The organism is Martelella alba (assembly GCF_005217455.1).
Classification (GTDB): domain Bacteria; phylum Pseudomonadota; class Gammaproteobacteria; order Enterobacterales; family Enterobacteriaceae; genus Acerihabitans.
The window spans coordinates 51,185-75,809 of the sequence record NZ_SZPQ01000009.1 but is presented as its reverse complement, the minus strand read 5'-3'; the positions used below and the strand labels follow the sequence as shown (position 1 = coordinate 75,809).

Genomic DNA, 24,625 nt, shown 5'->3' with positions numbered 1-24,625 from the left:
TCACTCACTTCCCGAACATCAGTGCTGTCAGCACGAAATCCAACCCCAGCACCGCCAGGGACGCATACACGACGGTTCTGGTCGTCGCCCGGCTAATGCCTTCGGAGGTGGGAACCGCATCGTAGCCATTGAACAACGCGATCCATGTCACCGTAATCGCGAAGACCACGCTTTTGATCAAGCAGTTCACTAAATCCTCGCGCCAGTCCACCGCGTTTTGCATCGCCGACCAGAAGTAGCCGCTGTCGATGCCTTTCCAGTCGACGCCCACCACGCTGCCCCCCCAGATCCCCACCGCCACGAAAATCGCCGTCAGCAACGGCATGCTGATAAGCCCCGCCCAAAATCGCGGCGCCACGATGCGGCGCAAAGGATCCACCGCCATCATTTCCAAACTGGACAACTGTTCGGTGGCTTTCATCAAGCCGATTTCAGCCGTCAATGCCGAACCGGCCCGGCCGGCGAACAGCAAGGCGGTCACCACCGGCCCCAATTCACGCAGCAGCGACAACGCCACCATCATGCCCAGGCTGGCTTCGGCGCTATAAGTGGTGAGAATAATATAGCCTTGCAGGCCCAGCACCATGCCGATAAACAGTCCGGACACAACGATTATCACCAGCGACAGCACGCCGACGCTATAAAGCTGCTTGACCAGCAGCGGTCCCTGTTGGCGGAAATCCGGCTTGCCCACCAGCGCGTTGAAAAGCATCAGCCCCGCCCGTCCGAAGGACAGGCAGACATTGATGCCCTGGCGTCCCAGGGACGCTATTGCTTGAATGAGCATGGCCCGGTCAGCTCCCTGAACCTAATAGCTGGGTTTGGTAATCCGCGGCGGGGACATTGAACGGCACCGGCCCATCGGCGATACCGTCCAGGAACTGGCGCGCCCTCGGGTCGTTGTTGACGCGCAATTGCGCCGCCGTCCCTTCGGCGATCACTTGCTGTTCCGCCACGATATAGGCGTAATCGGCGATGCTCAGCACCTCCGGCACGTCATGGGAAACGACGATACAGGTCACGCCCAGCGCGTGGTTTAACTCATCGATAAGCTTCACCAACACTCCCATGGTGATGGGATCCTGCCCGACGAACGGCTCATCGAACATGATCAGTTCCGGGTCCAGGGCGATGGCGCGCGCCAGCGCCACCCGCCGCGCCATGCCGCCGGAAAGTTCAGACGGCATCTGCGACGCCGCGCCCCGTAACCCGACGGCTTCAAGCTTCATCATCACCGTCGCGCGCAAAATAGGCTCCGGCAAACGGGTATGCTGACGCAACGGGAACGCCACGTTTTCGAACACGTCGAGATCGGTAAACAACGCGCCTGACTGGAATAACATGCTGATTTTCTTGCGCACATCATACAGGCGACGGCGCGATAAGGCGGGAATATTATCACCATCGAACCAGATTTCGCCACTGTCCGGCGGCAGTTGGCCGCCTATCAGGCGCAGCAAGGTGGTCTTGCCGATGCCCGACGGCCCCATGATGGCCGTGATTTTTCCCTTGGGCACCTGCAGGGAAATGTTGTCAAAGATGGTCCGGCTGCCTCGCCGAAAGCTCAGACCGCGGATATCCACCAAGGGTGCCGTCTGATTCATGATATTTGCAACGTCCTTCGGTTTCCAAAAAAGCTCAGACCGTGGATATTCATAAAAGGTGCCGCCTGATTCATAAAATTTGCACTTTCCCTACGTTTTACCAAGGCCATTGCTTTACATAGTAAAGCAATGGCGCACAAACATCGAACTTTTACAAAATCTTACCTATCGGCGCTAAGATAAGCGCAACCGCCGGATTTTACTTTTGGCGCGCGGGCGGTCAAAATTGATTATTGCGCCGATTTGGCCCGGAACCGCTGCCCGCGCGGCGCGGACATTTATGCCGACGTTCGCCCAGGATTAACGTCGAATCAAGGACTTTACATGCTTGTTGCCACGTCATTATTGGTTGTCGGACTCATTCTACTGGTTTATGGCGCGGATAGATTGGTTTACAGTGCTGCCGTTCTGAGCCGTTCGCTGGGCGTCGCTCCCCGGCTGATAGGCTGCACCATCGTGGCGTTCGGCACGTCCCTCCCCGAACTTATGGTATCGGTGACCGCCGCGCAGAATCATCAAATCGACCTGGCGCTGGGCAATATTATCGGTTCCAATATCACCAATATTCTGCTGATTGTCGGCGGCGCGGCGCTCCTTGGCCCCCTGACGTTCGATTCGGACATCGTGCGGCGGGAGTTGCCGATGATGCTGGGCGCCGCGTTGTTAAACGGACTGTTGCTGGCGAATAACGTTCTGAGCTTTCGGGATGGTATAATATTGCTTTTGGCCGCGGCCGGCTATGTCGCCGCGGTGGTGAAAATTTCCCGTCCGGCGCCGAGCGAAGGGGACGACAGTCTGACCCGCCAGCAAATGGCGGAACTGCCGCAAAGCGGCGGCAATACTGTGGCGGTGCTCTGGCTGGCGCTCGGTTTTATCATCATGCCGATGGCTTCGCATATGGTGCTGGATAACGCCGGGGTACTGGCACGGCAGCTGGGGGTGGGCGATTTGGTCATCGGATTGACGGTGGTGGCCGTCGGGACCAGCCTACCCGAACTGGCGACAGTGATCGCCGGGGCGCTGAAAGGTGAAAACGACATTGCCTTGGGGAATCTCATCGGCTCGAATATTGTCAATAGTACAATGGTGCTGTGCATTCCGGCCCTGCTCTCGCCGGGTCCCTTTAACCCGGCGATCATCCGGCGGGATTATTGGGTGATGCTGGCGGCGAGCGTGCTGTTGGCCGTTTTTTGTCTGAGGAAACGCCGTCGGATCGCGCCACTGACGGGCGGGCTGCTGTTATGCGGCTTTGCGGCTTATCTTACGGCGCTGTTTATTTAACCCGGCCTTCCGGGTCATCAGGATGAATGTATGTCACATGTTGCGTTATCGCCGGATTTCGACTTCCCGGCGGCGGGCAGGCAGGTGCTCCAGATCGAGCGCGAGGGCCTTGCTCAACTGGATCAGTATATCAACGAGGATTTCCGCCGCGCCTGCGAAAAAATCTTTTATTGCGGCGGCAAGGTGGTGGTGATGGGCATGGGCAAATCCGGCCATATCGGCCGCAAAATGGCCGCCACATTCGCCAGTACCGGCACGCCGGCCTTTTTCGTCCACCCCGGCGAGGCGGCCCATGGCGATCTGGGCATGGTGTCGGATCGGGACATCGTCATCGCCCTGTCCAATTCCGGCGAATCCAATGAAATTCTGGCGCTTATCCCGGTACTCAAGCGCCAGAACATCCCGCTGATCTGCATGACGGCCAACCCCGACAGCGCCATGGGCCGGGCGGCGGATATCCATATCTGCGTCCGCGTCCCGCTGGAGGCATGCCCGCTGGGCCTGGCCCCCACCGCCAGCACCACCGCCGCGCTGGTCATGGGCGATGCCCTGGCGGTGGCGCTGTTGCAGGCCCGCGGTTTCACTTCCGAGGATTTCGCGCTATCCCATCCCGGCGGCGCGCTGGGCCGCAAGCTGTTGCTGCGGGTCACCGATATCATGCACAGCGGCGACGACATCCCCGTCATTGGACGGGATGCCACCTTGCGGGACGCGCTGCTGGAAATCACCCGGAAAAACCTGGGAATGACGGTTATTTGCAATAGCGACGGCGATATTGACGGCATCTTCACCGACGGCGACCTGCGCCGGGTGTTCGACATGAACATCGATCTCAATCAGGCGCGGATCGCGGATTTGATGACGGTGGGCGGCATCCGCGTGACGCCCCAAACCCTGGCGGTGGAGGCCTTGAATCTGATGCAGTCCCGGCATATCACCTCGGTGTTGGTGGCGGAGCAAAACCGGCTGCTGGGCGTGGTCCATATGCACGATATGCTGCGCGCCGGCGTCATTTAACAAGGAACAACAGGCCATGCTTGACACCTCCCATATCGATACCTGCTACGGCCCGGTGGACCAGGATGTGCTGCGGCGCGCCGGCGGCGTCCGCCTGCTGATTTGCGATGTGGACGGCGTATTGTCCGACGGTCTGATTTACCAGGGCAACCAGGGCGAAGAACTCAAGGCCTTTCACGTGCGCGACGGCTACGGTATTCGCTGCCTGCTGACATCCGGCATTGAGGTCGCTATTATTACCGGCCGATCCGCCAGGCTGGTGGAGGATCGCTGCCGGACGCTGGGGATTACCCACCTCTACCAGGGACAATCGGACAAGCTTGCCGCCTTCCGGGATCTGCTGGCCAGGCTGTCGTTGTCCCCTGGGGACGTCGCCTATATCGGCGATGACATGATTGACTGGCCGGTAATGGCCGAGGTCGGTTTAAGCGTCGCGGTGGCGGACGCCCATCCGCTGCTGCTGCCCAGGGCCGACTATGTGACGCATATCGCCGGCGGTCGGGGCGCGGTGCGCGAAGTCTGCGATTTACTGCTGCTGGCGCAAGGGAAGCTTGAGGACGCCAAAGGTCTGTCGGTATGAGCAAGACAACGTTCTGGGTAACCCTGGCGCTGGTGATTGTGGCGCTGGTGCTTATCGGCTGGAATTTGGCGGACAGCGACAATGCGCCGGCGCCGGTGGCGGTCGATAACGGCGAGCCCACCTACCAAAGCGAACATACCGTGACCCTGGTATACAACCCGGTGGGCGCGCTGAACTACCGGCTGGTGGCGGATCATGTCCAACATTATGCCTTAGAACAAATCACCTGGTTTACCCGGCCGGTGGCGACGATGTACGATGAGAACAAGGTCGCCTCCTGGACGGTCAGGGCCGATCGGGCCAAGCTGACCGGGGACAAAATGCTTTATTTATACGGCCATGTTCAGGCGGACAGCCTGATAGCCACCTCGCAGCTACAGCATATCCGTACCGATAATGCCGTGGTCAACCTGGTGACGCAGGACGTTTCCTCCGATGACGAGGTCACCCTCGACGGCATCGGGTTTACCTCTGTTGGCGAAAAGATGCGCGGTAATCTGCGAAACAAGACTGCCCAGTTGATTGAAAAGGTCAAGACCTCCTATGAAATTCAAAACCAGCAGCACAATCCGTAGTTGCATGGCCGTTGGCGCGCTGTTGCTGTTTAGCGCCAAAGCGATGGCGCTGACCGGCGATACCGATCAGCCAATCAAAATCGATTCGGCCCAGCAGTCCGTCGATATGCTGTCCAATACCGTCACGCTCACCGGCAATGTGGTGGTTCGACAGGGTTCCATCGATATCCGCGCAGACAAAGTGGTGATCACCCGGCCCAACGGCGAGCAAGGCAAGGAAATCGTCGAGGGCTATGGCAATCCGGTCACGTTCTATCAGATGCAGGACAACGGCAAGCCGGTCAAAGGCCATGCCCTGAAAGTCCGATACGAGCTGGCCAACGACTACGTCATCCTCACCGGCGACGCCTATCTGGAACAATTGGACAGCAATGTTAAGGGCGATCGCATCACCTATCTGGTGAAACAGCAGAAAATGGAAGCCTTTAGCGACAAGGGCAAGCGGGTCACCACCGTGCTGGTGCCCTCCCAGTTGCAAGACAAAGGCAATAACGCCAAGGCGCCCAAACCCGCCGCCACCCAATGACACAAGAGTAAGAATTTTATGGCAACATTAGTCGCGGAGAATCTGGCCAAGGCCTATAAAGGCCGCCATGTCGTGGAAAACGTCAGCCTCAAGGTCAGTTCGGGCGAAATCGTGGGATTGCTGGGGCCCAATGGCGCGGGCAAGACCACCACATTTTATATGGTGGTGGGAATCATTCAGCGCGATGCCGGGCGCATTGTGATAGACGAGGACGATATCACCCTGCTGCCGCTGCATACCCGCGCCCGTCGCGGTATCGGCTATTTGCCGCAGGAAGCCTCTATATTCCGCCGCCTGAGCGTGTACGATAATTTGATGGCGGTGCTGCAAATCCGCAGCGATCTGAATAATACTCAGCGCGAGGATCGGGCTGTCGAGCTGATGGAGGAGTTCCATATCGCCCACTTGCGTGACAATCTGGGTCAATCCTTGTCCGGCGGCGAACGGCGGCGGGTGGAAATTGCCAGGGCATTGTCCGCCAACCCCAAATTTATTTTGCTGGACGAGCCTTTCGCCGGCGTGGATCCGATTTCGGTCATTGATATCAAGAAGATCATCGAGCATTTACGCGACAGCGGACTCGGTGTATTAATTACCGACCATAATGTGCGCGAAACGCTGGACGTTTGCGAACGCGCCTACATCGTCAGCCAAGGACAATTGATTGCGCACGGTACGCCGGCTGAAATACTCCAGGACGAGCAAGTAAAACGTGTTTATCTGGGCGAAGAGTTCCGCCTCTGATAAGGTGTCCTGAATATTAAGGGCCAGAAGAGGTCAAGTTACATAGCATATGAAGCAAGGTTTGCAACTCCGATTCAGTCAGCAATTGGCCATGACCCCGCAATTGCAGCAGGCGATCCGTCTGTTGCAATTGTCCACGCTTGAGCTCCAGCAAGAGATTCAAACCGCGCTGGAAAGCAACCCGTTGCTCGAACAGGCGGACAACCACGATGAAATCGAGTCCCGCGACGCGCCTGACAGCGAAGCGCTCGACACCCGGGAAGCCATGGAGCAAAAGGACATGCCGGACGAATTGCCGCTGGACGCCACCTGGGACGAAATGTACTCGGCGGGGACGCCTTCCGGCACCGGCACCGACTACCGCGACGAGGAGTTGCCCATTTACCAGGGCGAGACTATCCAGACGCTGCAGGATTATTTGATGTGGCAGGTGGAATTGACGCCGTTCTCAGACACCGACGCCGCCATCGCCACCTCCATTGTCGATGCCGTGGATGAAACCGGTTACCTTACGGTGCCGCTGGAAGACATTCTGGAAAGTATCGGCGATGAGGATGTGACGCTGGAGGAAGTCGAAGCGGTGCTCAAACGCGTGCAGCGTTTTGATCCGGTGGGCGTGGCGGCCCGGGATTTGCGGGACTGCCTGCTGATTCAGTTATCCCAGTTGCCGCCGGACTGCCCCTGTCTGGAGGAGGCTCGGCTGATTGTCAGCGACCACCTTGAATTGCTGGCCAGCCACGATTTTCGCACCCTGCTTCGTTCGACGCGGCTAAAGGAAGACACGCTGAAATCGGCCATGGCGCTGATTCAGTCGCTGGACCCGCGTCCCGGCCAGTCCATCAATACCAGCGAATCGCAGTACGTCATCCCGGATGTGCTGGTGCGCAAAGTCCATAACCGCTGGACCGTGGAGCTTAACACCGACAGCATCCCCAACCTGAAAATCAACCAGCAATATGCGGCGTTGGGCAATTCCGTGCGGAATGACGCGGACGGGCAGTTTATCCGCAGCCACCTCCAGGAAGCCCGGTGGTTGATCAAAAGCCTGGAAAGTCGTAATGATACCCTGTTGAAAGTCACCCGCTGCATCGTTGAACAGCAGCAGGCGTTTTTTGAACAGGGGGAAGAATATATGCGGCCGATGGTACTGGCGGATATCGCCCAGGCGGTGGACATGCATGAATCGACCATTTCACGCGTGACAACGCAAAAGTATCTGCACAGCCCGCGCGGCATATACGAACTAAAATATTTTTTCTCAAGCCACGTTAATACCGAGGGCGGCGGCGAGGCCTCCTCCACGGCGATACGCGCGCTGGTGAAAAAACTGATCGCCGCGGAAAACCCGGCCAAGCCGCTTAGCGACAGCAAGCTGACCACGTTGCTGTCCGAGCAGGGTATCATGGTGGCGCGCCGCACCGTGGCGAAATACCGAGAGTCTTTATCCATCCCGCCGTCGAACCAACGCAAGCAATTGGTTTGACCTCATCAGAGAAGGAAGACACTATGCAGCTGAATATCGCCGGACAACATGTTGAAATCACCGAGGCATTACGCGATTTCGTTACTGGTAAATTTTCCAAGCTGGAACAGTACTTCGACCGGATCAATCAGGTATATATTGTGCTGAAAGTGGAAAAGGTCCAGAAAATCGCCGAAGCGACGCTACATCTCAACGGCGGCGAGCTGCATGCGACATCGGAGGCGGAGGATATGTATGCCGCCATCGATTTATTGATTGATAAACTGGCGCGACAATTGAATAAGCATAAAGATAAATTGAAGCAGTTTTAATTTTTGCGTAGCCATTATTGCTATCTAACCCCGTATCGTCCCGCTGATCGCGGGACGATGCGTCATAAAGGTGAAACAGCACCTGAGTGAAATGAAATGACTAACGATACAGCATTGCAAATCAGTACGGTGTTAAGCCCCGAATGTACCCGCGGCGCCGTGAGCTGCCAGAGTAAGAAACGCGCGCTGGAAATCATCAGCGAGCTGGCGGCCAGGCAACTCAATTTATCGCCGCAGGTGGTGTTCGACGCCGTACTTACCCGGGAACGCATGGGCAGCACCGGTATCGGCAATGGAATCGCCATCCCCCACGGCAAGCTGGAAGAGGATACCCTGCGCGCCGTGGGCGTGTTTATCCGTCTGGAACAACCGATCGCTTTCGATGCCATCGACAATCAACCGGTAGACCTGCTATTCGCCTTGCTGGTGCCGGCGGAGCAATGCAAAACACATTTGCACACGTTGTCGCTGGTGGCCAAGCGCCTGGCGGACAAATCCGTCTGCCGCCGTCTGCGGGCCGCGCAAAGCGACGAAGAATTGTACGAAATCATGACCGAAACGGAAGACGGGTCTTAACGATCCTCCGCGGACCGCCGGTCCAAAGCTTCGCCGTGCCGCATGGAACGGCGGGAACGCGGCGTTTTCGCCGATGCGTCGATGTCAATGCCAGAGGGGAGTCGCCATGGTGCTGATGATAGTCAGCGGTCGATCCGGTTCAGGGAAGTCCGTCGCGCTGCGTGCGCTGGAAGATATGGGGTTTTACTGCGTCGATAATCTGCCGGTGGTGCTCCTGCCGCAGTTGGCCGCGACATTGGCGGAACGCAACACCTCCGCCGCGGTCAGTATCGATATCCGCAACATGCCCGAGACGCCGGAGGTATTCGAGCATGCCATGGACAGTTTGCCGGAAAATTTCGCCCCCCAACTGCTGTTTCTGGATGCTGAGCGCAATACCCTGATCCGCCGCTACAGCGATACCCGCCGCCTGCATCCGTTATCCAGCAAAAATCTCTCGCTGGAAAGCGCCATTGACCGGGAAGACGAATTGCTCGAGCCGCTGCGTTCCCGCGCCGACCTGATTATCGACACGTCCGAGATGTCGGTGCATGAGTTGGCGGAAATGCTGCGCACCCGCCTGCTTGGCAAACGCGAGCGCGAGTTGACCATGGTGTTCGAATCGTTCGGCTATAAGCACGGTTTGCCCATCGACGCCGATTATGTTTTCGACGTGCGTTTTCTGCCCAATCCCCACTGGGATCCGAAGCTCAGACCGATGACCGGCCTGGACAAACCCGTGGCGGCATTTCTCGATCGCCATACCGAAGTGCATAATTTTATCTACCAGACCCGCAGTTATCTTGAGTTATGGCTGCCGATGCTGGAAACCAATAACCGCAGCTATCTCACCGTGGCCATCGGTTGTACCGGCGGCAAGCATCGATCGGTGTACATCGCCGAACAATTGGCGGATTATTTCCGCTCCCGCGGTAAAAACGTCCAATCCAGACACCGAACCCTGGAAAAACGCTCATGACAGTCAAACAGACGGTGGAAATCAAAAACCGCCTGGGCATGCACGCCCGGCCGGCCATGAAGCTTTTCGATCTGATGCAAAGCTTCGATGCCGAAGTGTTTTTGCGCAACGACAGCGGTACCGTGGCGGAGGCCAGCAGCGTCATCGCGCTGCTGATGCTCGACTCCGCCAAGGGCGGGCTGATTGAGATTGAAGCCACCGGGCCCGATGAGCAGCAGGCGCTGGCGGCCATCATTGATTTGTTCAACGCCGGCTTTGACGAAGACTGACGCCGCTTCAGGCCCGGCTCAGGCTGTCCATGGCGATAGCCTTGAACGCGGCGAAGTCGCGGCTTTCCCGTAATCGAGGCATGGCGCGCGACCGAACGAAATTCACGAAGAGCTCGTAGATGGCCATGGCCTCTTCATAATCGGTCTTGTTGATGGTCAGCAGGAAAATGACATAGGCGGTTTCGTTATCCCCCCAGGGGATTCCGCCTGGGGCCAGGATGGTGTAAATAACGGTCTTTTTCGCCAGCAGCCCCAGCGAATGCGGCAAGGCGATGCCATCCCCCAGTAGGGTGCTTACGATAGCCTCCCGCTCCACCACCGACGGATGGAAGTCCCTGTCCACCCATCCCTCGCGTTCCAACTGGCCGCACACCCGACGGAATAAATCCGCCTGGCGCAGCGGTTTTTCGACGATCATAAAATGCCGCGCGTCGAAAAATTTCTCCAGCATATAGGGCCGGGTACGATCCACCAGAACCAGTTTGCCCAGTTGTTCCAGTTGATAATCGGTTGGGAAGGGCGCCAGCACCATTACCGGTTTGTTCTTTTCTTCGAGCCGCACCGTGGAAACCACGAAATCTTCCTCCAACTGCGGCAACTTTTCGTAGTCCCGCGAGGAGATCACCCGGGTTACGCTGATTTGCGGGTATTTGCGAACAAGCAATGCCTGAATCATCCGCACCGTGGAATTACCGCTGTCGCACACCAGCACCACCTGGGGATGGCGCTGGTAGCCGATATCGTAGTGGCGCTCCAGCCCGACGCCGATATGTAATACCAAAAAACCGATTTCGTTCTCGCTGATGACATAGGGCGTATATTTGCCCCAGCTGGTTACCGCCGCCAGCGTGACGTCATAAGCCATGGGGTAGTGCTGCTTGATATTGGCCAGTAGCGGGTTGGGAATGGTAATTTGGTATTTCACCCGGGTCATCATGGTCTTGATATGGGTGAGCAGATCAGTGCAAAGCTGCTCATCCCCACGCAGATTATAATAATAGTGCGTATTGATATACGACAGAATATAGTCCACCAGGGATTCGTCATCATCTGCGCCGATATCGGTGGGCAGAATATTCTCCACCCGGCGCGCGGCAATGTTCACGCGCAGATACGCCTCTTCCGCCGCCGGAATCTCTTTGCCCACTCGCGCTTTCAGTTCTTCCGCCAACCGTACCGAGATCTGCGTCACCGCCGGATCGCTTTCTTCCGCCTCGAAATCGGACAATGAAAAACCGTTGGCAATCCGTCTGGCGGCCACCGTACAGTAGACGCTCAGATAATGTTCGCCTTCATCGGTCAGGCGAAGGGGCGATTGGGCCAGCAGGTGGTGCAAAAAGCGGGACAGCGTCTCGAAGGCATCGCGGTTTAAGCCATCGGTTTCCAACAGCGGCGGGGTCTGATAGCGGGCATCAAGCGTCAACAGCACATCGGTCAGGCAGGTGCGGATCGCCGGCTCGGCGCCAAACAGCTTCATACCGTAGCGCGGCCGGGTTTCGATGCGCAGTCGGTAACGCGCCAAGCGCTCGCGCACCTCGGCCATATCGTTTTGCAGCGTTCCCCGGCTGACGAACCATTCGTCGGCGATATCTTCCAGTTTGAGGGAAAACGCCGAGGTGAGAAAACGCACCAATAGCAGATTTACGCGTTCAGCGGCGGTGCGCGGCGTCGGGTTGGCGAGCCGGCCGGCGGATTGCCGCAACGTGGCAAACCGTTGCGGGTCCGCTATTTTTAGCCGGTAGCCGCTGCCGGCGGCGACCCGAAACCGGGTGATGTTGTCGCTACGCTGATTCATGGCATAAAGATAACCGCCGTCCGGCGACAACGTCATTGTGCGCGGATAATCGCCGCGCGTCCAGACCTCGCCGGCCCAGCCAGGGTGCCTTGTTCGTCGACGTCGATGCGCGCGACGCTGTTTATGCAGGCGATTGTCGGCATACAGCGGCGCGACGCCGCCGGCAAGTATCGGGGAAGCCAGAGAAGCGAGCATTGGCATCATTTTTTTATTTCCATCACATTCCTTATTTTCGGTGAACGCATTCGCGTCCGGTCCCCTGTCCGACGAGGGCGCAGGCCATCAGCCCAGCAGTTTTTTGACTATCGCCAGCAGCGCCCGCACATCATTCGGCCGGGTCAGCCCGCTGGCGTTATCGATAATCGAACTGTACACATGCGGAATAATCCGGCTGACCCCCGCCTCGAGAGCGATAGTCAAAATCGGCTCGATATTGTCAAGATCGATGCCGCCGGTGGGTTCCAGCCAAAAATCCTGTTCGGCGCACGCGCGCGCCACCGCGACGAGTTCTTCACGGGCGCGCAAACCGCCCATGGGGAAATATTTGAGGGAACTGCCGCCCATATCCTTAAGCAAGGCAATGGCGGTCGCCACCGGGACTATGCCGTCGGGGGCGTGGGCGCTGAGCGGTCCGGTGGAAATTTTCACCCACCCAGCCTTACCGGTGGGCGACACGAGCCCGTTTACCACGCTGTCCTGCTGTCCCAGCAAGGCGCGGCTTACCCCCACGCCGGTAAAAACCTGATTAACATGCTGCGGTTGCACCTGGCCGGCAATCAGGCTTACCCTGTGCGACTGGCTTGGATCGCCCGCCCCCAGCCCCACCGAAAGCGCGTTGTCGATAAGCGACGCGTAAGCGCGCATATCGGCCACGGCCGAAGGCACATCGGGATAATTTTTCGCCAGCACGCCAACCAGCACATGACCTTCGGCGGCGGCATAAATATCTCTGGCGTTATCCTTGGATCCGGCCAGAACGTTCAGGCAAATCCGGTGGCGATAATAATTCGGCGTCAATGTCATGCCGCGGCTCCTCCAAGCTGTTTTTCAATGCAATCGGCGATGACCGCTAATTGCGGCGGCGTCACGCTACGGACATCCACCTCGATTTTGCCTTCGTTGGCGCGATAGCCCCGGAAATAAATGGCGATTGCGCCGTTCCTCAGCCCATCGACGATAGCGGTGGTCCGCTGGCCGAGCTGGTGCTCGTCAAAAGCGATCTCCGCGCGCGCGATATCGCGTCCGGCGGCATCCCACACCACCCTTGCCGATACCCCCTCCAGCGTGTTCAACCGGGCGATAAACGGCGCCATTTTATCGGCCATCTCCCGGCCGGCGGTTTTCGGCGCGGACACATGACGCTCTATGGCCCGGGTCAGCCCGAGGATGCCCTCTTTACCGACCTTCATCGCCCGGCCGATACCGTTCGATTGCCGTTTCACCCAGTCCACATAGGGCTGTCTACCGATAACCAGCCCGCTGGTGGGGCCTTCGATGGCTTTGGCGCCGCTATAAATCACCAAATCGGCGCCGGCCCGGTAATACACGGTCAGGTCCTCTTCGGCGGCGGCGTCGACAATCAGCGGGACCTGATGCCGCTGGGCCACGGCGGCGGCCTCCGCCACCATCAACATACTTTTTTGCACCGTGTGATGGGACTTGATGTAAAGGATGGCGGCCGTTTCGGCGCCCACGCAGGCGGACAGCTGATCGGCGGAGCACGCGTTGGCGTATCCCGCCTCCACCACTTTGCCGCCGCCCAATTCCACCATGGTGCCCACTGGCGCGCCGAAATTGACATTGTGTCCTTTGGGCAGGACGATTTCCCGGGGAACGGAAACGTCGGCGCCATGCAAATGTTCCAGCAGCCAAGGATCGGTTTTAACGATCGTCGCGGCGACGGATTGGGCAATACCGGCCGACGCGCAGGAGACAACCACCGCGCTCTCTACCTGTAGCAACCCGGCGATATAGGCGCCGGTTTTATCGATGAGATCCTTCATTTCGAAGTAATGATGCAAGCCCTCATTGACCGCTTCGGTCACCTCCACGGCCGGGGTGGAGACCCCCAGGATGGTCATGCGGCCCGCCGCGTTGATCACTTCCTTCAGGCCGTACTTTTCATAAATCGAAGACATTTTTTTCTTTACCTTCATCGGTTAACAGAACCTTCCCCGCCACCACCGCCGCCAGAGGCGCCAGGTGGCGATGCCCGGTTTCGGATTGTCCTTCGGAATCCATCAGCGTTCGGCACTCGCCGTTGATGGCGAACAATGTCAAATCCGCATCGGCGCCCACCGCCAGCCGACCTTTCATTGGCAGGCGCAACATCTCGGCGGCATGACTCGTGACGCAATCGATCACTTGCGGCAAGGTCATACCCAGCGCCAAAAATTTGGACATCACCGCCGCCAGGCCGTAGACCGGCCCTTTCAGACGATTGCGACAATAAATGTCGGAACTGAGGGTGTAGGGCAAGATACCCTGGTCGATGGCCTGTCGGGCGATGGCGAAACTGAAGCTGGCGCTGCCGTGGCCGACATCCAGGCAAACGCCGCGCGCCAGGGCCTGTCGCATTGATGTCCGCAGCCCCCCTTGCGCGGAAAGGATTTTGTTGGGCTTGCCGTTAAAACAATGGGTGATGATGTCTCCCGCCGTCAGCGTATCGGCTATTTCATCCAAACTCGGCGGATTGTTGCCAATATGCACCATCAACGGCAACCCGCCCGCGCGCCGCTGAATCTCTTTGGCGCGAATCAGCGGTTTGACGCCGTTACCGCCCACCACACTGCTGCTCATGCGCGCTTTCAGGCCGATGATGAAATCAGGACGACTCTCAATGGCCCGTTGGGCGGCGTCGGCGTCGATGCGCGCCATATCCGCCAGTTCGTCCTGGGTGACGATGCCGGTCCGCGCGATATTGAGTAACGCATAGACCCGGGTTTGGGCGCCCCGAGCCAGGCGATAAAAGTCATCGACATCGTCCGCCCCGGTACTGCCGGCATCGACCACTGTCGTGACGCCGCCGGCCACCACCACGCAATCCGGCTCGTCGTGATAGACCGGCGATTTGCGATAGCAGTGCACATGTGAATCGATCCATCCGGCGCTGGCATAAACAGCGCCGCGCAACGCCAACGTGGTTTTCGCCGTCGCTTCCCGGCTGATGGCGCCGAACGCGGCGAACTTTCCGTCGCGTACCGCGATATCCGTCAGGCCGCCGTCGGCCAGTTTCGCGCCACGCAACAAAAGATCGTACATGGGTTTTCCTCCCTGCCCTGCCGGACATCCGTCGTCCCGCCCGGTCCGCCCCGTAAGTGGAGTTGCTTTGATTGATGGTGAACTTGCGCGCCAGAATAATCAGGTAACCGATGATCAGGCCCAACGCCAGTCCCGTCACCAGCGAGGCGGCAAAATTCTCCACCGGAAATTTTAGGCCGGCGCTCAGCAGCAATGCCGGCACGCCTAGCCCCACGCCGGTTTGCAAGGCGCCGCCGATATCCAGAATACCCACCAGCGAGCCTTCGATAATCCGGGCGAAAAGAAAGCTGGCGCCAAACGCCGCCACCGCGCCATACACGCCGGTATTGATACCGGTACGCAGCATGGACACAAACGCCACTTCGTTGAAGGCGCCGATACCGTAGAGGTAATACATGTGGGTGCCGGCGAAAATCCCGGCGGACAGCAATCCGACAAAGAAGGGGAATGACCAGTCGGCATACCAAAAACCGCGTTGTTCTTGTTCCATTTCAGTCTCTCCTTACGGTTATTTACCGCTTAACTGGTTGTGGATGACGTCCAGCCAGCCGGGGATACCCAGACTGAATGACTGCAGCATTTTGAGATCGAAGCCGCGGAAAAATCCGCTTAGCACAAACAGGGCGACAATGACCGTCATCATAATGGCGGTGATTTTGTTCCAGCCGCTTTCTTCCACGCCTTTACCGATCAAAATGCCCAACACCAGCCCCGGCACGGCGTTGCCCATAATCAATTGCGCCAGACCGCCGAAAACGGTCGCCCAGAATCCCGAACGCCGGCCGGCGTCAATGGCCGCCAGCCAGAAGATTACCGGCATGACCATATTCACCAGCAAATTGGCGGCGGGAACCAGGACTTTCACCGCCGTCAATGAGTGATTTAATTAAAATGATGAGAAACATCGAATTATCCTTTTTAAGGCCCGATTGTTTAACGTCTGGAAAAATGCAGTTTTTCGGGGTCAAGCATGGCGACATTGATGCTAATATCCAACTCCACGACATAGGTTTTCTTTTCGCGCGGTAAAAAGAAAAACAGAAATTTTTCCACGCGACATATTTCTTCCGCTTTCACCACGTCCACCTGCACCGGTTCAATACGCAGCAAAATATTGCCGGTGCGCTTCATTACCGCCGACTGGACATGGCCGAGCGCGGCGGCCAGAGCGCTCTGTTTGGTCTCACCGCGCCCCGTCACCCTGACTTTCATCGCCGCCTGTTCTTTCATCAGACGTCGCCGTATTTTTTACGCCAGGTTTCAATCAATTTCTGGCCTAGTTCTTCTTTATCCATAAAACCGAATCCCAATACCTTGCATCCTTCCTGAATAGCGGTGACGCCTTCTTCAATGGAACGCATACCGTATTTGGCTTTGTAGCCGTATTTGTTTTGGGCGGTAATGGCGCCGGCGCCGCCGCTGCCGCAAAAGGAGATGCCAAAATCCGCCTGTTCTTTTTGCATGACGTCGCCCAGTTTCATATCCGCCGCCATTCCGGGTATAACCACCACTTTCGCGCCGGCTTTTTCGATACCTTGGGCGACTTTCTGGCCTTTCCCCAGACGATCGCCGATGATCACCGTTAGCTGACCCATAACTTCTCCTTTAGCGTTAGGTGGCGTCGTTACTTTTCGCCACTTCGAAATGCACTGATAGAAGGTAAGCCTCTTCTACCGGTAAATTAGCCAGTCGGGCTACTATCTCCCGAGCCATGTCCATGGAATCCGGCGAAATTTCCTCAAACAGACTGACATCCACTTCCGGCAGGGGTTCGCCGGTGAGGGAACGCCGGACCATGGCTTTCACATGGGATGTCAGCATTTGTTCCTGTACCTCGTTCAATCGGATGTTGCGCGTTTTCAGCATATCCATGATACCCGACAGTGTTTGGTCGGCGAGCCTGGCGGTCATGTCGCCTTCGCTATTATTCCCTGTCACGGGTACGGCTTTGTCGATCACTGTTTGCTTCCACCTCAATCACAGAAATAAATAACGTCTCACAGCCGGGACATCCGCCGCGGCCGGCTTAAATCGGGAAAGCGACCCACAGCCGGAGCCGGCCCGAGGACAAAACGCGGCGAGCGCTGTCCATGTCCAAACCGGTTGCGCCGATGACGTCTACCGGGATAGGCTCCTAGCGCATCAAGTACCGATGCCATCGTCATTTACCCTAGCGTTATTGCCGGAGAGTGTGTAGACGTTATTTTTCCACTTTGAAGCGGAAAGAATTTCTCACCCTATTATCTTTATATCAGCGCAGCCATGGCATTGTTGTTATACTATATAAAAACAATTTTTATAGAATATAAATATATATATTTCTATAATGGCAGAATATAAATTTGAATACAAAAAATAAGCTAATATTATAATGGATTTTATATAGTCCATTCGCCAGCGCGGTTTTTTTACCCCACGGCATAACGTCAGCCCCCGTCAGCCCTGAAATTTCGATTTTTTTGCGCCTCAAGGCATTATCCCGATGGTCGGGGGAACGGAAAAAATACCCATCGCCAACACTTATGGCCGACGGCGAAGGGCTTGGGAAACCATTACAAATCCGTTTTTGCCGGCTCTAAAAACACAATGCATGCCGGTATGTATCCCGCCACGAAATGAAAAATGTTTTTTACCGCGGCCGGCAAAAATTACCACGCGAAAATGCTTGCCATGAGATACATTTTCTTCTCGGTTGCGACCCTCCCGCGCCATACATTATCCAGCGCATGACAGCCATAAGGTTGGGGTGATCGAAAGCAACCCACCCAGAGGCGACGTGAAATACAACGCGTATCACGTCCTTCAAAAGAAACGACGGAGAGTAATACATGCGCGTCATAGAAGGATGTTATTATATAATAGCGGAAAATGATTCATCAGAAGTGTTGTATGACCGTGATGAACACCTACAAAACAGTAACCAGGATGGTTCCTTTAATGTAAACTGCCATGAATCCCCCCCCGTCCCTAATACCCCCTTGCGCGATGACCTTAAACATCTATTTCTGCAACTCATGAATATAGTAACGGCTCATGAAGCGGAACATTTTTCCATTCTGTCTTTATCTCGTGCCGGTATATATATTCCTTTATCGATATTGATTACAGCACGTGATTGCTACGGCCTTTGGTCCGGGGAAAAGCCAATGGGCCATTTGCTGAGTAATGCGCTGCCTTTTTTGCTGCGGATAATTCTTCCCTATAGCGCAAAATTGCAAACATTGGCCGATTACGTCAAAAATCTGGTCGAAAATCAGTTGGGTACGGATATACTTTCGCTGATTCCGGCCTATCGCGATCGAAACGGCAACGGTTTTGTCTGGCTGGGCATATTGGCTCTGGTATACCAATTCTATTCGGCGGATAGACGTCTCCCCGCCCCCAGCCGCAAAACACTGCGCATCCCCCTGATGCTGGCGCGATTATTCACCAGGGCGGCGCGTTTTTGGCGCATGGTCTGCGGGGCGACCGAATATGCCGGTCCCCGGTCCGTGGACAAGTTCGGCCGCCTGCGCCTTAGCGGCGACGAGAAACAGCGGCAGTACGGCGAGCGACTATTGGCCAGAGGATGGGCCAGGAATAATGGGGGGCAAATCGGGGCGGAACACGCGGCGCTACGCTATTACGGCATTCGCACGGCGACCGGCGGCCATCCCCCGTCCACCAATAGGGTTTCCTGCGATGGGATGCCACTTGCCGGTCCATCAAACCTGCCCGGACCGGTTTCGGCCGCATCGGCCATTTACCGCGTCATCCGGCAAATCGGCCGGGCTCTCGTTACGGCGCTTCCCCGCCTTACCGGGGTCGGCGCGGCGCCGGCCAGCGTAATCGGCGACCGCCATTCCGGTTATCGGACACTGATTATCCGCGGCGATTTTCCGATGCCCCATCCCGCGGATCTGTTAAGGAAACTTGAGCGCCTGCGGTACAGGGACTTTCCCCGTTTGCAAACCCTCGTGGCGCGGCAGTTGTCTGAGGACATCGCCCGGCGCTTCGCCGTCGCCGTTGATGCCGACGAGATTTACCTGCGCGGCGCGGCGGGGGCGAGGCCAACGGATGACATCTCATTGACGCAATTCGCCCTCAGACGGTTTCTCACCAACGCCGTCCCCGCGTTGGCGGACAAAGACAGTCGCGACGCCCTGATCTTCGCGGAAAACAGGGCGGCACAGCCCCGGCGCGGCGCGGCTTTATCATTGACGCCGGCCGAGCTCGATCACCTGATGGGTCAATGGGATATGGCCGCCGCGTATCGCGATGCGCTGAACCGCTATTGGCTACATCACCATGAGCGCCATGCCTTGGGCAACCTTTTGCGGATCCTCGCGCAGCTTGTGGAAACCGCCCACCGCCTCGGCGCGGTCAATACCGACATGGCGCTTTGCGCATTGGGTTTTGGCAATCGGCATACGTTTGCCGTCTCTTTACGCTTGTTCGAGGCGGCGGGCATCGTCGCCAACGATCTTTTCGTGATGACCGCCCCGGACCTGAGGCAGGTTATACTGTATCTCCCCCGGGCACAGCGGCCATTCAGGCTTTTCGCCAATCACCGCGCCATGGCGAATTGGATAACCGAGCAGTGCCGCCACCCCCTCCCATCGGAAGAGATCCTGATGCATTTCGCGGTGAAAGACCGGTGGCTGGACGCGACAGGGGCCTTGAATCCGGCATTGACGCGCGCGCTGGCCGCGGCGGCCGACGATCCCGACAGCCTCGGCGGCACTGGCGCGGCGTTCGGCGAGCCGCTGTATTTGCTGCTCACTCGGCAACAACGACAGCGGGCCCTGGAAGATGCCGATTTCCTGCATGCATTCCCGCGGGCGGCGAAAACACAAGCGGAAACGGACGCTATCTCGTTCACCCGCGTGATGACGCTGTACGCGCCGCTGCCGGAAATGGATACCGAGTCCGCCCTCCGGCACATCGGCGCGACCGGCGACGCATTCCTGGAGCCGCCGCAAAAGCTCGGCCCGGCCGCCGCCGCGCTGTTCATTGCCGCCGCCGATGCCGCCGCTTTCCTGACGGCCAATAGGCAAAGCGATGCGCCTCTTGCCCACTCCCATCCCCTGGATCTTGCCGCTTTTGCCCGCATCCTAAATCAGGATTGGGCGACATTTCTGGCCACGCCCATCAGCACGGCGGCGGAACGCCGCGTTATACGCCGCCTGACGCTCAAACCACAAGGCTATGAACGGGAAATTCGTATTCGCCCCAATGGCGCGATCGATTCGCATACTACGGTCTACCTGCCCGACGCGCGCGCGCAACCGCCGATGGGCGTGCCCGCCATATCCCTTTCCGGCGCGTGGATGCCGCTGCGTTTTAACGATCGCCTCAACGCCTTTGAAATATACGATATAACGGATCAGACGCGGCCCGGATATCCGGTCATCAAAGATGAGCAGTCCTGCTGGGTTTTCGGTCGCCATACCTATAGCGGCATTGGCGAGGGAGAACAGACGTCTGTGGCGGATTACCGTTTCGTCTCCATCAGGCTGTATGAAAAACTAATGGAAAACATCAATAATTATTGCGGACATGGCGCTGATTTTTCACCCGTTAACAGCCATGGAATGGCGCAAGACGCGGCGGGCCGCGACTATCTGGTGGTAAAACGGCACTATATCCAATTAACCCCGGTCGCCAACAAGCGGCATTTCATTGTCGCGGGTCGCAATAACGCCACGCTGACCCTGAGATTCGATCATAAAAAGAAAAGCTTTATCTTGGTCCCCACGCAAGGGAATTGGCGCGCCACCCACAAGATGAACAGGGCCTTGCCGGCGGAGGATTTGGCCAAGGCCACCGATGCCGCCCGTAGCTTCCGTCAGGGGTTTCGCAGTACGGACGAAAAAACATGCCGATTGTCCCTGGCGGCGGAAAAAGCCCTGACGCCGATGGGATTGGGCCGCGTCATTCATTATGGCCTTAGCGGGCCGGAAATAGCGCGGCATCCGGAGCATGCCCCGCTGGCGCATACGATTCGCGACCTCTTCGCCAGATGCGACGACGTATTGCGGCAGGTTGAGGAATACTTGGGCGACGTGCGCCTGGAGCGGTATTTCCAGAATGCGCTTAGACTACAGCGCGCCAGCCAGTCCCTGCAACTTCGCGCCTACCGGCTGTTTTCAACCCATATCGCCAAAACCCGCGCCCTGCTGAAAAGCCACCTGAACGACGGCCTGGCACGGATCTGGACGGCCGTTTTCTCACCCGATGATCTGCATATGCTCAGTCTGAAACACGATCCGCTACAGCGTATCTGGTTTAATACCCGCGCATTGGCCGCCGGCCCGGCAAACCGCTATCTCGACCGCCATTGCCAATATGAATGTCGGGAAATCAGCGCCAACCGGCACTATGCCTCCGTCGGCGTAGCCCCGAAAGGCCCCGGCCCATCAGGCGCCGCCGTCCCCCCCCTTTTCGCGCGGGAAACCGTTTTTACGCATTTTGTCGAGAGACTGTGGCGCAACAATATGACGCAAAACGAAATCAACGCGCTGATAAGCCTGCCTGAAGCCGCCAGTATGGAAATCAGCGCGTTTATGACCCCGGCGGAGCTGGCCGGCATGGTGTTTCGCACCAAAGCCATGGCGAGAGCCCGCCTGCTATTGGTGGATGCCGACTATTTCGCCCATTTGCTCTGGCATCTGCATGCCATTTTGTATCGCCATTGCGAACACCGCTTCAATCACCCGCATATCCGCTCGGTACTGTTTATGCTGGCATTTCAGGGGCTGGAACAGCCGGGCCGCTAACGAAATTTGGCGTGATTCTCGTTGCGGGTTTGCTGCATCTGCTTTGCCACCACCTTGGCCTGTTTAATATCGCCTTTGTCCACCAGCGCCCGGGTTTGCTCTATCTGACTGACGAGATGATCGATGCCTTTGCGGAAGTCCCGCATTTGTGGGCTGTCGCTGGATTGCCCCTTTAATTTGGGCGGCGTCCCGTTGCGGGCGTCCTCGGCCGCGACATGCATGCCATCCAGGGCCTTTTTCATGGTTGCCGGGTCGTTGGTTTTCAGCAGCGCGCTGTAATTGGCGGCCAGGGCATCCATATCATCAGCGAGATCCCGGGCCAACGCCGACAGGGGACTTGACATCATTAAGGTTAACGACAACATTGCGACAATTTTTATATTCATCATTGCTTTCCTGTTTGTTATTGACCCGCGATTCTCATTTGCGGCAATAACACCGAACCGCACTGGATATTACTTCGCGTCTCGATATCATCGCCGATAGTCACGACATTGCGCAGCATATCTCGTAAATTACCGGCAATCGTGATTTCGCTCACCGGATATTGGATTTCGCCGTTTTCCACCCAAAAACCCGCGGCCCCGCGGGAATAATCCCCGGTGATGGCGCTGACGCCCTGCCCCATCAACTCGGTCACCACCAGCCCGCGATCCATTTCCTTGAGCATGCCGGCAAAATCCAGACCGCGGCCGGCTATCCGCCAGTTGTGGATGCCGCCGGCGTGGCCGGTGCTTTTCATGCCCAGCTTACGAGCCGCATAGCTGCCCAGCAGCCAGGTTTTTAGTACGCCATCCTGCACGATGGCGCGCCGTTCGGTCCGCACGCCCTCGCTATCAAAGGGGGCGGATGCCAACCCCCTCGGCAGGTGCGGATGCTCCTCGATAGTCAGCCAATCCGGCAATATCCCCTTGCCCAAATCGTTGAGCAAAAATGTGGATTTGCGGTAAACGTTGCCGCCGCTGATGGCCGCCACCAAGTGGCCAAACAGACCGGTGGCCGTCTCGGCGGTAAACAGTACCGGCGCCTGCATGGTGGCAAGCTTACGGGGATTGAGATGCGCGAGGGCGCGGCGCGCGCTTTCCTCGCCGACCCACTGGGCGCAACGCAGATCCTCGAAAACCCGGCTCAAGGTATAGGCGTAGTTGCGTTCCATTCTGCCGCCGCTCTCGGCGATAACGCTACAGGACAGGGAATGCCGGCTGCTGTTGTAACCGGCCAGCATTCCGTGGCTATTGCCGTAGACTTTAATGCTGTAATGGCTGTTAAAATTGCCGCCTTCCGTGTTCACGATCCGCTTGTCCAGGGCCAGAGCCGCTTTTTCAGCCTGCGCCGCCAGTTGGACGCCACGTTCGGCATCCAGATCGGCGGGATGGAACAAATCCAAATCCGGCGCGTCAAACGCCAACAGCGCTTTATCCGCGGGACCGGCGAAAGGATCGGGCGAAGTATAGCGCGCGATATCCAACGCGGCGTTCACCGTGCGGGCAATGGCATCGGGGCTCAGATCAGTGGATGATGCGCTGCCTTTGCGTTGCTGATGATAGACGGTGATGCCCAATGCGCCGTCGCTATTGAATTCAACGTTTTCCACCTCGCCATATCGGGTACTGACGCCGATACCGGTGGTTTTGGTGACCGCGACTTCCGCTGCGTCGGAACCAGCCTTGGCCAATTCCAGCGCGTGCGCCACGGCGTTCTCCAGTAAATTCCGCTGCTCTGCGACTTCTGTGACTTGTTTCATTGATCCGCCAGTTTCATAGGGTTATCCGCGAAAACCCGCCCACACTCGCCACAGGCGGGGCCGGGCGCCGCGATCGGGCAGTCCGTTGCGGCTGCCGCCGGGTATCCCGATCCAGTCTATCAGTCCGCAAACCATTTGGCACTCCGCTCGGCGGTATCCGTGCGGCGGGTTATCGCCCCGGCCGACGCCCGGTTCCCCCCTTAACGCGTCCTGGGGTAAAATAAGGACATTACAGATCCCCGCCGACCTGTTAGTATCAGTCCCTTTTCGAGGATAGGCACATGAACAAGCAACCGGACGACTGGCGCGACCAGCAGCCTGACGCGCTGCCGGACGATGATGAAGACGATGAAATTATCTGGGTCAGCAAAAGCGAAATCAAGCGCGATGCCGAAGCGCTGAAAAAACTTGGCGTTGAACTGGTGGAACTGGGCAAAAGCAGTCTTGAAAGGATTCCGCTGGACGACGATTTGCGCGAGGCCGTCGCCCTGGCGCAGCGGATCAAAATGGAAGGGCGCCGCCGCCAGATCCAGCTTATCGGTAAAATGCTGCGCGCCCGGGACGTGGAGCCCATCCGCCAGGCTCTCGACAAGCTGAAAAACCGCCATAACCAGCAAGTGACGCTACTCCATAAACTGGAAACCCTGCGGGACCGGCTCATCGAACGGGGCGACGAGGCTCTCGAAGAAGTCATGGCGCTCTATCCAGCTGCCGATCGCCAGCAGTTACGCACGTTGGTGCGCAACGCGCAAAAAGAACGGACCGCCGGCAAGCCGCCGAAAAGCGCGCGGCAGATCTTTCAGTATCTGCGCGACCAGGCCGAAGATCGCTAGTTCCGGCCTTCGCTATCCGGCGCCGCGCGCCGGCCGGCTAATCAATGCACATTGAAGCGCAATTGTCCTTCCAGCTCTTCCTCCGCCTCGTCAAACAGCAGGATCAGCGCGCCGAAACGGCGTTTTTTCGCGCCGGCGAGATGCAAAAATTCAATTTCCACCGGCAAAGACAAACGGTGGGTGACGGTTTGCCATAATTCATCGAGATTCATGGCATCGGCATCCGTGGGCGGGAATTCGCGCGCGAAAGCGCGATAAAAATCCGGAAGATCGGCTATATGATTAAAATCAAAAGAGACTTTTCCCATCA

General features: G+C 57.5%; 26 protein-coding genes and 1 pseudogene. 13 read left to right on the top strand and 14 right to left on the bottom strand.

What is annotated here, in order from left to right:
* Positions 1 to 4: 4 nt before the first annotated feature.
* Together mlaE and mlaF are read right to left on the bottom strand one after the other, a co-directional pair.
* Positions 5 to 787, bottom strand: coding sequence for a lipid asymmetry maintenance ABC transporter permease subunit MlaE (gene mlaE / locus FCN80_RS08100; RefSeq protein ID WP_136989654.1), 783 nt, complete (start codon positions 785 to 787; stop codon positions 5 to 7).
* Between the two features lie 7 nt (positions 788 to 794).
* The gene (gene mlaF, locus FCN80_RS08095) at positions 795 to 1,604 is read right to left on the bottom strand and encodes a phospholipid ABC transporter ATP-binding protein MlaF (RefSeq protein ID WP_136989653.1); all 810 of its coding nucleotides are present in this window, start codon (positions 1,602 to 1,604) and stop codon (positions 795 to 797) included.
* A 324-nt stretch (positions 1,605 to 1,928) separates the two neighbouring features.
* On the opposite strand from mlaF, the gene FCN80_RS08090 reads away from it, so the two are divergent.
* The 11 genes from FCN80_RS08090 (at position 1,929) to npr (ending at position 9,924) form a co-directional block, all read left to right on the top strand.
* A complete protein-coding gene (locus FCN80_RS08090; RefSeq protein ID WP_136989652.1) occupies positions 1,929 to 2,885 on the top strand; it encodes a calcium/sodium antiporter in 957 nt (318 codons plus the stop codon).
* A 30-nt stretch (positions 2,886 to 2,915) separates the two neighbouring features.
* Positions 2,916 to 3,902, top strand: coding sequence for an arabinose-5-phosphate isomerase KdsD (kdsD, locus tag FCN80_RS08085; RefSeq protein ID WP_136989651.1), 987 nt, complete (start codon positions 2,916 to 2,918; stop codon positions 3,900 to 3,902).
* A gap of 16 nt (positions 3,903 to 3,918) precedes the next feature.
* Complete coding sequence (gene kdsC, locus FCN80_RS08080) at positions 3,919 to 4,482, top strand: 3-deoxy-manno-octulosonate-8-phosphatase KdsC (RefSeq protein ID WP_136989650.1); 564 nt, start codon at positions 3,919 to 3,921, stop codon at positions 4,480 to 4,482.
* Positions 4,479 to 5,057, top strand: coding sequence for an LPS export ABC transporter periplasmic protein LptC (gene lptC, locus FCN80_RS08075; RefSeq protein WP_136989649.1), 579 nt, complete (start codon positions 4,479 to 4,481; stop codon positions 5,055 to 5,057). The genes kdsC and lptC overlap by 4 nt, the downstream gene beginning before the upstream one ends.
* A complete protein-coding gene (gene lptA / locus FCN80_RS08070; RefSeq protein ID WP_136989648.1) occupies positions 5,026 to 5,583 on the top strand; it encodes a lipopolysaccharide ABC transporter substrate-binding protein LptA in 558 nt (185 codons plus the stop codon). The genes lptC and lptA overlap by 32 nt, the downstream gene beginning before the upstream one ends.
* A gap of 18 nt (positions 5,584 to 5,601) precedes the next feature.
* The gene (gene lptB / locus FCN80_RS08065) at positions 5,602 to 6,327 is read left to right on the top strand and encodes an LPS export ABC transporter ATP-binding protein (protein ID WP_136989647.1); all 726 of its coding nucleotides are present in this window, start codon (positions 5,602 to 5,604) and stop codon (positions 6,325 to 6,327) included.
* A gap of 49 nt (positions 6,328 to 6,376) precedes the next feature.
* Positions 6,377 to 7,810 carry an RNA polymerase factor sigma-54 gene (gene rpoN / locus FCN80_RS08060; RefSeq protein WP_136989646.1) on the top strand — a complete coding sequence of 478 codons (1,434 nt, stop codon included), beginning with the start codon at positions 6,377 to 6,379 and terminating at the stop codon, positions 7,808 to 7,810.
* Positions 7,811 to 7,833: 23 nt separating this feature from the next.
* Positions 7,834 to 8,121: a ribosome hibernation promoting factor gene (gene hpf, locus FCN80_RS08055; protein WP_136989645.1), complete on the top strand. Its 288-nt coding sequence runs from the start codon at positions 7,834 to 7,836 to the stop codon at positions 8,119 to 8,121.
* Between the two features lie 96 nt (positions 8,122 to 8,217).
* A complete protein-coding gene (gene ptsN, locus FCN80_RS08050) occupies positions 8,218 to 8,697 on the top strand; it encodes a PTS IIA-like nitrogen regulatory protein PtsN (RefSeq protein WP_136989644.1) in 480 nt (159 codons plus the stop codon).
* Positions 8,698 to 8,803: 106 nt separating this feature from the next.
* The gene (gene rapZ / locus FCN80_RS08045) at positions 8,804 to 9,655 is read left to right on the top strand and encodes an RNase adapter RapZ (protein ID WP_136989643.1); all 852 of its coding nucleotides are present in this window, start codon (positions 8,804 to 8,806) and stop codon (positions 9,653 to 9,655) included.
* The gene (gene npr / locus FCN80_RS08040) at positions 9,652 to 9,924 is read left to right on the top strand and encodes a PTS phosphocarrier protein NPr (protein ID WP_136989642.1); all 273 of its coding nucleotides are present in this window, start codon (positions 9,652 to 9,654) and stop codon (positions 9,922 to 9,924) included. Before rapZ ends, npr begins: the two co-directional genes overlap by 4 nt.
* 7 nt (positions 9,925 to 9,931) lie before the next feature.
* Here npr and FCN80_RS08035 read toward each other — a convergent pair whose 3' ends face one another.
* The 9 genes and pseudogenes from FCN80_RS08035 to FCN80_RS07995 all read right to left on the bottom strand — a co-directional run bounded on the left by FCN80_RS08035 (position 9,932) and on the right by FCN80_RS07995 (position 16,939).
* Complete coding sequence (locus FCN80_RS08035) at positions 9,932 to 11,923, bottom strand: BglG family transcription antiterminator (protein WP_196239153.1); 1,992 nt, start codon at positions 11,921 to 11,923, stop codon at positions 9,932 to 9,934.
* 78 nt (positions 11,924 to 12,001) lie between these two features.
* Positions 12,002 to 12,742 carry a 2-dehydro-3-deoxy-phosphogluconate aldolase gene (gene dagF / locus FCN80_RS08030; RefSeq protein WP_136989641.1) on the bottom strand — a complete coding sequence of 247 codons (741 nt, stop codon included), beginning with the start codon at positions 12,740 to 12,742 and terminating at the stop codon, positions 12,002 to 12,004.
* Positions 12,739 to 13,857, bottom strand: a complete 1,119-nt coding sequence (locus FCN80_RS08025; protein ID WP_136989640.1) for a DgaE family pyridoxal phosphate-dependent ammonia lyase — start codon at positions 13,855 to 13,857, stop codon at positions 12,739 to 12,741. Before FCN80_RS08025 ends, dagF begins: the two co-directional genes overlap by 4 nt.
* Complete coding sequence (locus FCN80_RS08020; RefSeq protein ID WP_136989639.1) at positions 13,841 to 14,980, bottom strand: amidohydrolase/deacetylase family metallohydrolase; 1,140 nt, start codon at positions 14,978 to 14,980, stop codon at positions 13,841 to 13,843. Before FCN80_RS08020 ends, FCN80_RS08025 begins: the two co-directional genes overlap by 17 nt.
* Positions 14,981 to 15,032: 52 nt before the next feature.
* A pseudogene (locus tag FCN80_RS08015) lies at positions 15,033 to 15,470 on the bottom strand (DUF4310 family protein); the annotation flags it as partial.
* Positions 15,471 to 15,488: 18 nt separating this feature from the next.
* A complete protein-coding gene (locus FCN80_RS08010) occupies positions 15,489 to 15,845 on the bottom strand; it encodes a DUF4311 domain-containing protein (RefSeq protein WP_306767860.1) in 357 nt (118 codons plus the stop codon).
* A 68-nt stretch (positions 15,846 to 15,913) separates the two neighbouring features.
* Positions 15,914 to 16,210, bottom strand: coding sequence for a DUF4312 family protein (locus tag FCN80_RS08005; RefSeq protein ID WP_136989638.1), 297 nt, complete (start codon positions 16,208 to 16,210; stop codon positions 15,914 to 15,916).
* Entirely contained in the window at positions 16,210 to 16,575 is a 366-nt protein-coding gene (locus FCN80_RS08000; protein ID WP_136989637.1) for a glycine-rich SFCGS family protein, read from the bottom strand. Before FCN80_RS08000 ends, FCN80_RS08005 begins: the two co-directional genes overlap by 1 nt.
* A gap of 16 nt (positions 16,576 to 16,591) precedes the next feature.
* On the bottom strand, positions 16,592 to 16,939 hold the full coding sequence (locus FCN80_RS07995) for a PRD domain-containing protein (RefSeq protein ID WP_230492558.1): 348 nt from the start codon (positions 16,937 to 16,939) through the stop codon (positions 16,592 to 16,594).
* Positions 16,940 to 18,126: 1,187 nt separating this feature from the next.
* On the opposite strand from FCN80_RS07995, the gene FCN80_RS07990 reads away from it, so the two are divergent.
* The gene (locus FCN80_RS07990; protein WP_136989636.1) at positions 18,127 to 21,738 is read left to right on the top strand and encodes a dermonecrotic toxin domain-containing protein; all 3,612 of its coding nucleotides are present in this window, start codon (positions 18,127 to 18,129) and stop codon (positions 21,736 to 21,738) included.
* Here FCN80_RS07990 and cybC read toward each other — a convergent pair.
* A complete protein-coding gene (gene cybC, locus FCN80_RS07985; RefSeq protein WP_230492557.1) occupies positions 21,735 to 22,127 on the bottom strand; it encodes a cytochrome b562 in 393 nt (130 codons plus the stop codon). The two genes, FCN80_RS07990 and cybC, sit on opposite strands and share 4 nt — an antisense overlap.
* 14 nt (positions 22,128 to 22,141) lie before the next feature.
* Entirely contained in the window at positions 22,142 to 23,482 is a 1,341-nt protein-coding gene (pmbA, locus tag FCN80_RS07980) for a metalloprotease PmbA (protein ID WP_136989635.1), read from the bottom strand.
* 281 nt (positions 23,483 to 23,763) lie between these two features.
* On the opposite strand from pmbA, the gene yjgA reads away from it, so the two are divergent.
* Positions 23,764 to 24,315 carry a ribosome biogenesis factor YjgA gene (gene yjgA / locus FCN80_RS07975; RefSeq protein WP_136989634.1) on the top strand — a complete coding sequence of 184 codons (552 nt, stop codon included), beginning with the start codon at positions 23,764 to 23,766 and terminating at the stop codon, positions 24,313 to 24,315.
* A 41-nt stretch (positions 24,316 to 24,356) separates the two neighbouring features.
* On the opposite strand, the gene FCN80_RS07970 is transcribed toward yjgA, so the two are convergent.
* Positions 24,357 to 24,623 (bottom strand): barstar family protein, encoded by a 267-nt coding sequence (locus FCN80_RS07970; RefSeq protein ID WP_136989633.1) that lies wholly within the window; start codon positions 24,621 to 24,623, stop codon positions 24,357 to 24,359.
* Positions 24,624 to 24,625 lie beyond the last annotated feature (2 nt).